A 12,086-nucleotide genomic window follows, 5' to 3' on the forward strand; every position below is an offset into this window, starting at 1 on the left:
GGATAATCCGTGAACATCAGCAGGAAGACCCGGCTCGTGCAGTCGGCATCAATTGCAGCCATCGCGCTGTTCTCGTCTGTACCCGCATTCGCGCAGGCTGCCGACCAGTCGGCAGCGGACAAAGCCTCGGCACCCGGCGAAATCATCGTTACTGCCCAGCGTCGCAGCGAGAACGTGCTCAAGGTCCCGGTCAGCGTGACCGTGGTCGGCTCGGAGCAGCTGATCCAGCGCGGCGCCAATGATCTTACCGCCGTGACCAAGCTCGCACCGAGCCTTCAGGTGGCGCAGGACAACACTTTCTCGGTACGGGGTGTCGGTACGGCCACGTTCTCGAACACTGTCGAGGCCAGCGTCTCGCAGGTCATCGACGATGTCGTTCTCGGCAACCGTGAATATGCCGCCAATGCCTTCTACGACGTTGCTCGCGTCGAAGTCCTGAACGGGCCGCAGGGCCTCCTGTTCGGCAAGAATGCTTCGGCCGGTCTGGTCAACATCACCACCAACAAGCCCAAGCTCGGCGAACTGTCATTCACCGCCGATGGCGAACTGGTGCAGCGCGCGCGCCCGGGCGACGATGGCACGGGGTACCAGATCCGCTCGACGGTCAACGCTCCGCTGGGTGACAAGGCGGCGCTGCGCCTCAACGCCATCTACAGCGACCAGGACCCGATCACCGTCCCCAAGGTCAATCCGGCAGTCCGCAACGATCTGGGCCTCGAGAACCTTGGCCTGCGTGCAAAGCTGCTGTTCGAGCCGACCGACAACCTCTCGGTCTACGTGATTGGCGACTACAACCGGCAGCGCGGCATCACTGGCCGCTATGACATCACCTTCCGCCAGTTCGGCCCCGGCAGCCAGTACCCGGCGCGTGGCCTTGTCGCAGGTGCGGACAACCTGAACTTCGCGGCTGAAGCGCCGAATTTCCGTGACAGCGATACCGGCGGCCTTCAGGCCAACATCAACCTGCGCCTCGGCAACGGCATGGAGCTGAGCAGCATCACCGCGTGGAAGCAGGCCAAGGTCGATTTCCAGTTCGATTCCGACCAGACGCCGTTCAACTTTTTCAGCTTCAACGGTGCCAATCAGAAGTACGACCAGTACTCGCAGGAACTGCGTCTGGCCCTCCCGAGCGGCAATGCCCTGTCGGGTCAGTTCGGGCTCTACTACTACCGCTCGGTCGGCAACAGTTCCGGCTACCGTGGTGGCAACAACGGCGTGCCAGACTTTGTCGCGGTCGGCTTCCCGTTCTGCATCGGTGCCACTGTCACGCAAGGGCCGCCGCCCGCTTGTGGCGTGAACAACCGCTCGTTCCTCGGCCAGGACTTCCAGTATCGCCTGCAGAACGACAGCTATGCTGCGTTCGGCCAGCTCGGCTACCAGCTGACCGACACCCTCAAGCTGACCGCTGGTGCGCGCCTGACCTACGAAAAGGCGCAGATCAACTTGCGCGAGAACTTCGGAAACTACTTCGTCACGCTTGGCGTGAAGAAGAACGTCACCGACCAGAGCACCGACGCCACCGACCTCAGCTACAAGCTGGGCTTCGACTGGCAGGCGACGCCGGACCTGATGGTCTACGGTTTCTACGGCGAAGGCTTCAAGGGACCGGGCTTCTCGAACACGGCACCCGCGCCGAATGCCGATCTCGCCGTACGTCCGGAAATCTCGCGCGGTGGTGAACTCGGCATCAAGGGCAAGGCTCTCGACGGCGCGCTGACCTTCAGCGTTTCAGGCTTCTACACGAAGTTCTATGACCTGCAGGTTCAGGCCTTCGTGCAGGCGCTCCGCACCTTCGTGCTGGGCAACGCGGCCACGGCAACGACGAAGGGCATCGACTTCTCGTTCCAGGCACGGCCCTTCGAAGGCCTGACCCTGTCGGGTTCGGCGTCGTATGCTGATGCGACGTTCGACGACTACCCGGGCGCGCAGTGCTACCCGACGCAGACGACCGGCGGCTGCAAGGCCGACATCAACTCGTCGCTGCCCGGCTTCGTCGGCACGTTCAACGCCAAGGGCTACCAGTTGCCGCTGTCCTCGAAGTTCACCGCGACGCTTGGCGCTGAATATGCTGCGCCGATCTCGGAAGGCCTCGAAGCACAGTTCGGCGTCGGCTACTACCACCGCTCGCCGCAATCTGCCGGTATCGGCGCACCGTTCACGATCCCGACCTGGGATACGATCGACCTGCGTGCCGGCGTGAAGGCAGACAACTGGACCATCAGCCTGTTCTGCAAGAACTGCACGAACGAGATCCGTCCGATCTCTGTCGGTTCGGACGGTGGCGATGCCAACCCGGTTGGTGTTGCTCCGCCAGTGCTGACGCTGAACCAGCGCTTCAGCTTTGAATCAGTCCGCACCGTCGGCGTGCGGGCAGGCATCAACTTCTGATGCAAGAGGGGCCGCCGCCTTCGGGTGGCGGCCTTTGCTTCTGTCGCATCCGTCGAAGAGCGGACCGGCACCTGTCGAGAAGGATGAACTGGATGATCATGGCCGCACTTCGGCATTCGATGCTTGGCCTGAGCCTTGCGCTCCTAGCGAGCGCATCCGTGGATGCGCAGAGCGGCATTTCAACCGAGACGGTCGCCGCACCTGCCCAGCCGAACACCTTCACCCTGCCCACAGCCGGGAAGGTGGACCGCGAGGTCTGGCATCCCAGCGACCTTGGGCGCTATGCCGTGCGCAACGTCACCCGGCCGACGCTCACCGTGTTCCAGCCCGTCGGCAAGCCGTCGCCCGCTTCGGTGATCATTGCTCCTGGCGGGGCGTTCCTCGGCCTCGAGATGGACAAGGAAGGGTGGGAAGTAGCCCGCTGGTTCGCCAATCACGGCGTGACCGCGTTCGTGCTCAAGTACCGCACCTTAGCCACGCCGCCTGACCAGAAAGTCTTCGTCGCCGAACTCGACAAGATGATCAGCGGGCAGAAGGCCGCCTTTGCTCCTCCGGCCGACACGCCCGCCGAAGCGCTCGAAGATGGACTTGCAGCACTGCGGCACGTCCGCGCCAATGCCGCCACCTTCGGCATCGACCCGAAGCGCGTCGGCTTCATGGGCTTTTCGGCAGGGGGCTTCCTGACGCGCAGCGTGGTGGAGAAGGGTGGCGCAGATCGGCCCGACTTTGCCGCGCCGATCTACCCCAACATGGGCCCGATGACCGTGCCTGCCGATGCGCCACCGATTTTCGTGGCCATTGCCGCCGATGATTTTCTGCTGGCGCGCGAAAAGGGTCTGCCGCTGCTCGACAGTTATCGCGCTGCCGGCAAGTCGATCGAGTTCCACCTTCTTTCATCGGGCGGTCACGGTTTCGGGGCCGGACCCGCTGGCTCTCCTGCGGAAGGATGGCTTGAGTTGATGTATCGCTGGATGCGCACGCAGGGCCTGCTGGCAACGGAGAAGAAGTGAGATGATCGATCGTCGCAGCTTGATGGCTTCGGCCGTGGCCCTCGGCGCTTCCGCCGCGGTCAGCGGTAGTGCGCTCGCGCGGGGTGCGAAGATCAAACCGCTTGATCCCAGGTTCCCCAAAGGATTTCTGTGGGGTGCTGCGACTGCCGCGCACCAGATCGAGGGCAACAATCTAAACGCCGACCTGTGGGTGATCGAGAACGTCCCCGGCACGATCTTTGCCGAACGGTCGGGCGATGCCGCCAACAGCTTCGAACTCTGGCCGGTCGATCTCGATCTGGTGAAGGGCATGGGCCTCAATTCCTATCGCTTCAGCCTGGAATGGGCGCGGATCGAGCCGGACGAGGGACATTTCTCCAACGCCATGCTCGATCATTACAAGGCGATGATCGAAGGGTGCCGCGCGCGCGGTCTCAAGCCGGTCGTCACCTTCAACCACTTCACCACCCCGCGCTGGTTTGCGGCCAAGGGCGGATGGCACAATCCGGAATCGCCAGCGCTGTTCGCCCGCTTCTGCGATCGCTCCGCGCGGCATCTGGCTGCGGGCATCGAACTCGCCACCACGCTCAACGAGCCGAACCTCGCAGGTGTGATCGGCGAAATCCTGCCGCCACAGCTGCTTGCCGGTGACAAGGCGACGCAGGAAGCCGCCGCAAAGCAGCTTGGCGTGCCGCTCTATACGCCGGGCGTCTCGCTCTACATCAAGGACCCGAAGACCTACCGCGCCAACATGATGGAAGGGCATCGTCGCGGCGTTGCTGCGATCAAGGCGGTGCGGCCTGACCTTCCGGTGGGCGTGAGCCTGGCAATCCTCGACGATCAGGCGGTCGGCAAGAATTCCATGCGCGATCAGATCCGCGAGCGCTACTACAATGAGTGGCTGCGCCTGGCGCGTGAGACCTGCGATTTCATTGGCGTGCAGAACTATGAGCGCAAGGTGTGGAATGCCAAAGGTCCGCTACCCGCACCTGCCGATGCGCGCCGCAATGCCGGCGGGATCGAGGTCTGGCCGGGCTCTCTGGCTGGTGCGGTGCGGTATGCCTACGAGGTTACCAAGCTACCGGTCTACGTCACCGAGCACGGCGTCAATTCCGACGACGATGCCTTGCGCCAGTGGCTGATCCCGGCCGCGCTTGCCGAATTGAAGCGGACAATGGACGATGGCGTACCGGTGCGCGGCTATTTCCACTGGTCGCTGATCGACAACTTCGAATGGGGCTTCGGCTACCACCACCGCTTCGGGCTGCATTCGTTCGACCGCGAGACGTTCAAGCGCACGGCCAAGCCCAGCGCCGAAATGCTGGGCTCGATCGCGCGAAGGAACTCGCTCTAGGACTCAGGCCAGCGCCGCTTTGACGTATGCCGGTCGGAGCGGCAGGCGGCGCACGGGTTTGCCGGTGGCGTCAAGGACGGCTGCGGCAATGGCCGGGGCGGCCAGGGCGTTGGCGCTTTCCGAACCTTGGCCATAGTTGCCCGCAGCAAGGTTGGTTTCGAACACCACCTTGATCTCGGGCGCTTCGGCCATGGTCAGGATCGGGTAGCTGGCCCAGTCGGCCGCGGTGATCGCGCCTCGGTCGAAGCTGACTTCCTCATGCAGCGCCTGGCTCACGCCCATCAGGCAGCCAGCCTGAATCTGGCGGCGCAACTGCAGCGGATTGATGACGATGCCGACATCGGCGACCATGGTCATCCGTTCGACCTTGACTTCACCGCTCTCCGGCATGACCGCGACGTGCGCCGCGCAGGCCCAGTAGCCGTTGTCGCGCAGCATGATCGACATGCCGCGGCCCTTGACCACGCCTTTTCCGCTGGCGCGGGCGCCGGGGGCGGGTGAGGGGCGGCTGTCCCACGCGGACTCGGTGCGCAGCTTCTCGATGATCGCCTTGAAACGCGGGTCGGTAACGTGATCGAGGCGGAATTGCAGCGCGTCCTTGCCCGCCAGCATGGCCGCTTCGCTCATTGCCACTTCACGCGGGAAGTTCTGCTGGAACTGGATCGGCGTGCGCATCGAATGGTCCCGCAGGCCCACTGCGATCGGCGATTCCTTCTCGCCGATCTGCCAGGTGCTCATCGCCTTTTCGTGCACGGCGGGGACGTTGCCGTAGACCCAGGTATCCTGCATCTCATTGATGCCGTTCTGGAACGGATCCTTGGTAACGGCCGCAGGGGCATCGATCACCGGCAGGCCGGCAAGCAGCGCACCGACCAGGCGATCATCCTGCATCGGCGGCACGCGGTGTTCGGCTGCATAGCCTGCGATGCGCCCGTCCTTGTCGAGCTTGATGGCGATATCCGCCAGCGCGCACGAGGATTGCGTGGTCCACTGCATCTCTTCGGCGCGCATCCACTGCACACGCACCGGCCGGCCAAGTTCGCGCGAGAGAAGCACGGCTTCGTCCTCGCTCCCTGCGCTGCCACCATTGGAGCGGCCATAGTGGCCCGATCCTGGATAGGTGCGCACTACCACCTTGTCCTCGCCCACGCCGAGCATCCTGGCGATCATGTGGCGCAGATGCTGGGGGTTCTGGCTGAGAGTGTGCAGGGTGACCGAGCCATCGGGGCGGTAGTCGGCCAGTGTGACCATCGGGCCGATCGGGGCGTGCTTGTGGTAAGGCAGGAAGTACGATGCCTTGTGCTCCCGCGCAGCGGGCACATTTTCGGGCTCACCCTTGTTGGCCGCGCCTTCGCGTGACGGGAAGACGGTCCAGTCGGCCTTCGACCGCAAATGGTCTGCCAGGCCTTCGTGGCCGGGCAGGCCCTGCCAATCGCTCCACTGCGTCTCGGCGGCAACAGCCTGAGCAGCCTGTACCGCCTCCCACTCGTCAGGTGAAACCACGGCAAGGAGGTTGCCGATCGTCACCAGTCGCGCGCCCGGAAACTGCGCGCCGTCCAGCTTCCCGGCCTTGACCAGCTTCGAACCCAGCGTTGCGGGGTGGATGGTGCGGGCGTGGAGCATGCCCGGCAACTTGACGTCGCCGACCCAGACCGCTTCGCCTGAAACCTTGGGGCGGGTCATGGGGTTGGCCGATGGCTTGCCAATGATCGTGTATTCGGACACCGGTTTCAGCGGCGGCTCGCCCTTGACCGTCAGGCCCATCGGGCTGGTCAGTTCGCCTTCTACCGGGATCGTCAGCTTTAGGTCCTGCCCTTTCACGAGATCGGCATAGCTTATCGCCTTGCCGCCGCCGGAGATGACGCCGTCCTTCACGCTCAACGCCTTGCGGTCGACCCCAAGCTTGCCCGCGGCGAGTTCAAGCGCCGCCTCGCGCATGTAGGCTGCAACCTTGCGCAGGTTCTGGACATAGCCAAGCAACCAGAACGTGCCGCCGCCATCGGGCGTGCGGTCGGTGTCGCCGGTGATCACCGTGGTCATCGCCGAGAGCGGGACGCACAGTTCCTCGGCGACGATCTGGCGATAGGCGGTGTTGACGCTGCTCTGGCCGAAATCGCATTTGCCGGTGCGGATCGTGACCGTTCCATCCGCCTTGAGCTCGATCCAGCTGGCAGCCGTGGTTGCGTCGAGCGAGGCCGGGGCGGCGGTTGGCGAAGCCTTGACCGGCAGGCTGACCGCGACGGCGAGCGCTCCCCCGGTGCCGATGAAGGCGCGGCGGGAAAGTCGGGCGCCGTGGATGTCGAGGGCTGCGCTCATGCTGCGCCTCCCTCGGCCATCAGCTTGGCCGCACGGTGCGCGCCTTCGAGGATCGCGGCATAGCTGCCGCAGCGGCACAAGTGCGGGGAGGGGCCGGAATTGGTCAGCGCCTCGCGGATATCCGCGTCGGTCGGCTTGGGGTTCGCCTCGAGAAGTTCGGTAACCTTGATCATCATGCCGAACTGGCAGATCCCGCACTGCGGCACCTGTTCGTCCACCCACGCCTGCTGGACCGGGTGCAGCCGCTGAGGGTCGGGCGCGAGGCCCTTTTTCTCGGCCCAGCGCGCGGGCAGGCCGTCAACCGTGGTGACCGGCTTGCCTTCCACCGCCGAAACCGGCGTCACGCAGGCGCGCACCTCTTCGTCGCCAAGCAGGATCGAGCAAGCCCCGCATTGCGCAAGGCCGCAGCCGAACTTCACGCCCATCACGTCCAGTTCGTTGCGAAGGACATAGAGCAGAGGCGTATCGGGCGAAGCCTTAACCTCGCGCTGCTTTCCGTTGACGACGATCTTGGTCACACGCAACTCCCCCTCGATGAAGAAACTGTTCTAACGGCAAATTCCGCCGTTGAACAGCGAAGGAGGGCGCGTCCCTGTTCCTTTGGTCAGGCCGTTGCCGGGTCCTTGTGCAGCCATTCGGCATGGCGTGGGGCGCGCTTGGTCTGGCTCCATTCCTCAAGCATCACCGGTGCAAGATCGGCCAGTTCGGCATATTGCTCTGCCGTGCCGATGTTGCAGGCCAGCTCGAGCCGGTGGCCGTTGGGATCGAAGAAATAGATCGAGCGGAAGATGCCATGGTAGGTCGGCCCCAGCACGTCCACGCCTTCCGCCTCGAGATGAGCCTTGGCTGCCTGCAGGGCTGCCTCGTCCTCCACCTCGAAGGCGATGTGCTGGACCCAAGCGGGCGTATTGGGATCCTTGCCCATTGCGGGCTGGTTCGGCAGTTCGAAGAAAGCCAGCACGTTGCCGCCCCCGCAGTCGAGGAAGACGTGCATGTAGGGGTCGTCTTCGCCGGTGGAGGGCACCTTGTCCTCGGCGAATGCGGTGGTGTAGCGCATGCCCATCACGCGCTCGTACCAGTCGACCGTTTCCTTCGCGTCGCGGCAGCGATAGGCGACATGGTGGATGCGCTTGATCTGCGGGATCATTCTGCCGTCTCCTCGACCTGGAGGACGCCACGGCGCATCTGATCGCGCTCCATGGACTGGAACAGCGCGGTGAAGTTGCCTTCGCCGAAGCCCTCGTCCTTCTTGCGCTGGATGAACTCGAAAAACACCGGGCCGATCTGGGTTTCCGAGAAGATCTGCAGCAGCAGGCGCGGATCGCCCTTTTCGGTCGAGCCATCGAGCAGGATGCCGCGGCGCTTCAGTTCGTCCACCGGCTCGCCATGGCCGGGCAGGCGTTCGTCCAGCATCTCGTAGTAGGTGTCGGGCGGGGGCGACATGAACGGTGTGCCGGTGGCCTTGAGCCTGTCCCAGCCGCCGATCAGGTCATCACAGGCAAAGGCAATGTGCTGGATGCCCTCGCCATTGTAGGCGCGCAGGAATTCCTCGATCTGCCCGCCACCGGCCTTTGCCTCCTCGTTCAGGGGAATGCGGATCTTCCCGTCCGGCGCAGTCATCGCGCGGCTGGTGAGGCCGGTATATTCGCCCTTGATGTCGAAATAGCGGATCTCGCGGAAGCCGAACACGCGCTCGTAAAACGCCGCCCAGTGGGCCATGCGCCCGCCGTAGACGTTGTGGGTGAGATGATCGATCGTATGGAAACCCGCTCCCACGGGGTGACGGTCCACCTCCGGCAGGTATTCGAAGTCGATGTCATAGATTGAAAGATCGCCGAACGCGCCGCCCTCGTATCGGTCGATCAGGTAGATGATCGAACCGCCGATGCCCCGGATGGCCGGCAGGCGCAGTTCCATCGGACCGGTGCGCACTTCGACCGGCTCTGCCCCACGTTCGATCGCGGTGGCATAGGCCCTGGCCGCGTTGCGCACGCGCCAGCCCATGCCGCAGGCGGACGGCCCGTGTTCGGCGGCGAAATAGGCGGCGGGGCTGCGCGGCTCGTAGTTGGCGATGAGATTGATGCCGCCCTGGCGCCACAGTTGCACGGCTTTCGAGCGGTGGTTGGCGATATGGGTGAAGCCCATTCGCCGGAACACCGGTTCGAGGCTCCCGGCCTCGGGGGCGGAAAATTCGATGAACTCGAAACCATCGAGGCCCAACGGGTTTTCGAACAGGTCGGTCGAACTTGGGGACTGGCTCAAGGATATCTCCGATTCACCCGCGCGAAAGCGGCGGTTATGCAAAACTGGTTTCATTTAATACCAGATTGAAGCCTTCCTGTCGTGGAGAATCTGCATCATGTCAGCACGCGTCGCACGACCTCTGCCTTGCGACGAGCCGAACCGTGCCAAGGCCGCGCCGCGCGGCATCGATCGAATTCTTCGTATTTTCAGGCAACCATGGTAGAAGGAGCCATGCATGGTGGGGTTCGGTCAGGTCCCAGCGATCAGCGCCTGCGCGAGATTGCCGCGCATCTGCGCACGGCTTTCCGCGTCAGCGACGATCATGACGTGACCCTTTCCGACCTTGCAACAGCCGTCGATTCCCCTGAACTGGCTGAGATCTATCAGGAGATAAGGGCGCTACAGACGGAACAGGTCCAGCGTCTCGAGCGATTGCTTGCGCGAATTGCCGACAACGACACCTGACGTTCACAGCGTGCGAAAAATGGTGCCGGCTACAGGATTCGAACCTGTGGCCCCCTGATTACAAATCAGGTGCTCTACCAACTGAGCTAAGCCGGCGTTGCGCGGTGCGCGTAGCGCTCCCTAGCCTTAGACGGCCCCAAACGTCCAGCCCTCGGTGCGCGCAATTTCGTCTGAAAGTTCGCGGGGGTGCCACAGGCGGGGATCGTGGGCGGCGGTGCGCAGCCATGCAGCCGTTACCAGTGCGTCGCAAGTATGGTCGTCGAGCGGACCCGCAAGCCCGGAAGGAGGCGAGCCCAGAGCCGCGAGAGCTTCGTCGAGTTCCAAGGCCGAGCGCATCTTCGATCGCGAGGCCGTCCGTCCCGCTGCCATCGCCGCGATCGTGGTGTAGATTTCGCAGATGACCGGGCCCTCGTCCGGCAGGCCATCCACCGGCCACACGCTCGCCCGGTCGGCCAGACGGTGCAGGAGTCGCATCCCCGATAGGCTGGACTTGCCGACTTGCGCCGCGCCGACGAGATTGAAATTCGAATAAGGCTTGCAACCCATCCTGCGCTGGGCGGCCTCGGTAGCCCGGAACCTCCCTTGGCCGCCACCGAACAGAGCGCCTTCGCGGCCACCGTGACGGCGGAAGAAGGCGCACAAGTCAGGGTGATCGACCAGGGCCGAGACGCCGAGATGCGGTTCGTCCCCACAAATCCCGTCAATCAGCGCCCAAAGCTCGCGGGCACTGGCTGGCGTATCCCGCCACCCGGGAAAGAATGCGCCGTGATCCGCAAACGGCAGCGAGATGCCAAGATCCATGCCGACAAGCGCATCGTCCGGCAATTCGTTGCGCAGATAGTCCAGCACCTCGTTGCGCGACCAGCGATGGCCGGGGCGGATGCTCCTGGGCGCAGCATTGCCACGTGTCGCCATGGCAAGCGCGATGCCCTTGTGCCGCTCTCCTGCTGCGCCAGACCAGTCTATCGCAATGAAATGACCGAAGCGGTTTCCATGACTGCCAGCTGTCATTCGCCCTGGCGCTCGCGGCGCTTGCGCTCCCACCATTCGAGGCGTTTTGCCACCTCGCGTTCGAATCCGCGTTCGACCGGGGCGTAGTAGGTCTGCGGTGCCATGCCTTCTGGCCAGTAGTTCGCGCCGGAAAAACCGTCCTCGGCGTCGTGGTCGTACTGGTAGCCATTGCCGTAGCCGATGTCCTTCATCAGCTTGGTTGGCGCGTTGAGGATGTTCGATGGCGGCATCAGCGATCCTGTATCGCGGGCCGATTTCCAGGCCGCCTTGTGCGCCATGTAGGCCGCGTTCGATTTGGGTGCGGTGGCAATGTAGAGAAGGGCCTGTACGATCGCCAGTTCGCCTTCCGGACTGCCGAGGAACTCGTACGCGTCCTTTGCAGCAAGACATTGCACCAGCGCTTGCGGATCGGCCATGCCGATGTCTTCCACCGCCATGCGCACCAGCCGACGCAGGACGTAAAGCGGCTCTTCGCCCGCCACCAGCATGCGCGCCATGTAATAGAGCGCGGCCTGCGGGTCGGAGCCGCGCACCGCCTTGTGCAGGGCCGAGATGAGGTTGTAATGCCCTTCGCGGTCCTTGTCGTAGACCGCCACGCGCCGCATGAGGAACTTGCCCAGGCCCTCGGGATCGAGCGGTGCCGGCAGCGATACGTCAAACAGCATTTCCGCCTGATTCAGCAGGAAGCGTCCGTCGCCATCGGCGGACGCGACCAGTGCTTCCCGGGCGGGCGGGGTAAGCGGCAGGCGCAGGCCGGTGATGTCTTCGGCCCGGTCCAGCAGCGTACCCAGCGCAGCGGCATCAAGCCGATGCAGGATCAGCACCTGCGCCCGCGACAGCAGCGCCGCGTTCAGCGCGAAACTGGGGTTTTCGGTCGTCGCGCCGACCAGTGTTACCGTGCCGTTCTCCACGAACGGGAGGAAACCGTCCTGTTGCGCGCGGTTGAAGCGGTGAATTTCGTCCACAAACAACAGCGTCCGTCGGCCGGCCAGTGCCATTGCTTCTGCTTCGGCAAAGGCCTTCTTGAGATCGGCGACCCCTGAAAACACGGCACTGATCGCGACATAGCGCATGCCCACCGCTTCGGCGAGCAGGCGCGCGATGCTGGTCTTGCCGGTGCCGGGCGGGCCCCACAGAATCATCGAGGTCAACTTGCCCGCCGCGACCATGCGCCCGATCGCTCCGTCCGGACCGGTCAGGTGGTCTTGCCCGATGATTTCCGCAAGCTCGCGCGGGCGCAGGCGATCGGCCAGCGGCGCTTCGGCGCTGGCTTCGGGCGGCGGGCGGTCCTGTGGAGGCGGGGCGAAGAGGTCGGCCAT

At 64.2% G+C, this 12,086-nt stretch carries 10 protein-coding genes and 1 tRNA gene; 4 read left to right on the forward strand and 7 right to left on the reverse strand.

What is annotated here, in order from left to right; genetic code table 11:
• Positions 1–9: 9 nt before the first annotated feature.
• The 3 genes from IM701_RS04800 to IM701_RS04810 all read left to right on the forward strand — a co-directional run bounded on the left by IM701_RS04800 (position 10) and on the right by IM701_RS04810 (position 4,731).
• Positions 10–2,388: a TonB-dependent receptor gene (locus IM701_RS04800; RefSeq protein ID WP_193827955.1), complete on the forward strand. Its 2,379-nt coding sequence runs from the start codon at positions 10–12 to the stop codon at positions 2,386–2,388.
• Positions 2,389–2,480: 92 nt separating this feature from the next.
• A complete protein-coding gene (locus tag IM701_RS04805) occupies positions 2,481–3,398 on the forward strand; it encodes an alpha/beta hydrolase (RefSeq protein WP_193827956.1) in 918 nt (305 codons plus the stop codon).
• A 1-nt stretch (position 3,399) separates the two neighbouring features.
• Positions 3,400–4,731 carry a glycoside hydrolase family 1 protein gene (locus IM701_RS04810; RefSeq protein ID WP_193827957.1) on the forward strand — a complete coding sequence of 444 codons (1,332 nt, stop codon included), beginning with the start codon at positions 3,400–3,402 and terminating at the stop codon, positions 4,729–4,731.
• 3 nt (positions 4,732–4,734) lie between these two features.
• Here IM701_RS04810 and IM701_RS04815 read toward each other — a convergent pair whose 3' ends face one another.
• The 4 genes from IM701_RS04815 to hppD all read right to left on the reverse strand — a co-directional run bounded on the left by IM701_RS04815 (position 4,735) and on the right by hppD (position 9,309).
• Positions 4,735–7,047, reverse strand: a complete 2,313-nt coding sequence (locus tag IM701_RS04815; protein ID WP_193827958.1) for a molybdopterin cofactor-binding domain-containing protein — start codon at positions 7,045–7,047, stop codon at positions 4,735–4,737.
• Entirely contained in the window at positions 7,044–7,565 is a 522-nt protein-coding gene (locus tag IM701_RS04820) for a (2Fe-2S)-binding protein (protein ID WP_039338637.1), read from the reverse strand. Before IM701_RS04820 ends, IM701_RS04815 begins: the two co-directional genes overlap by 4 nt.
• 86 nt (positions 7,566–7,651) lie before the next feature.
• Positions 7,652–8,194, reverse strand: a complete 543-nt coding sequence (locus tag IM701_RS04825) for a VOC family protein (protein ID WP_193827959.1) — start codon at positions 8,192–8,194, stop codon at positions 7,652–7,654.
• Positions 8,191–9,309 carry a 4-hydroxyphenylpyruvate dioxygenase gene (gene hppD, locus IM701_RS04830; protein WP_369821001.1) on the reverse strand — a complete coding sequence of 373 codons (1,119 nt, stop codon included), beginning with the start codon at positions 9,307–9,309 and terminating at the stop codon, positions 8,191–8,193. Before hppD ends, IM701_RS04825 begins: the two co-directional genes overlap by 4 nt.
• Positions 9,310–9,522: 213 nt before the next feature.
• On the opposite strand from hppD, the gene IM701_RS04835 reads away from it, so the two are divergent.
• Entirely contained in the window at positions 9,523–9,756 is a 234-nt protein-coding gene (locus tag IM701_RS04835) for a hypothetical protein (RefSeq protein WP_039338640.1), read from the forward strand.
• 20 nt (positions 9,757–9,776) lie between these two features.
• Here IM701_RS04835 and IM701_RS04840 read toward each other — a convergent pair.
• The 3 genes from IM701_RS04840 to IM701_RS04850 all read right to left on the reverse strand — a co-directional run bounded on the left by IM701_RS04840 (position 9,777) and on the right by IM701_RS04850 (position 12,086).
• Positions 9,777–9,852: transfer RNA gene (locus IM701_RS04840), tRNA-Thr, on the reverse strand.
• Positions 9,853–9,882: 30 nt separating this feature from the next.
• Positions 9,883–10,767, reverse strand: a complete 885-nt coding sequence (locus IM701_RS04845; RefSeq protein ID WP_193827960.1) for a hypothetical protein — start codon at positions 10,765–10,767, stop codon at positions 9,883–9,885.
• Positions 10,764–12,086 (reverse strand): replication-associated recombination protein A, encoded by a 1,323-nt coding sequence (locus IM701_RS04850; protein WP_193828346.1) that lies wholly within the window; start codon positions 12,084–12,086, stop codon positions 10,764–10,766. Before IM701_RS04850 ends, IM701_RS04845 begins: the two co-directional genes overlap by 4 nt.

This window comes from Novosphingobium sp. ES2-1 (assembly GCF_015169775.1).
Taxonomy (GTDB): Bacteria; Pseudomonadota; Alphaproteobacteria; order Sphingomonadales; family Sphingomonadaceae; genus Novosphingobium; species Novosphingobium subterraneum.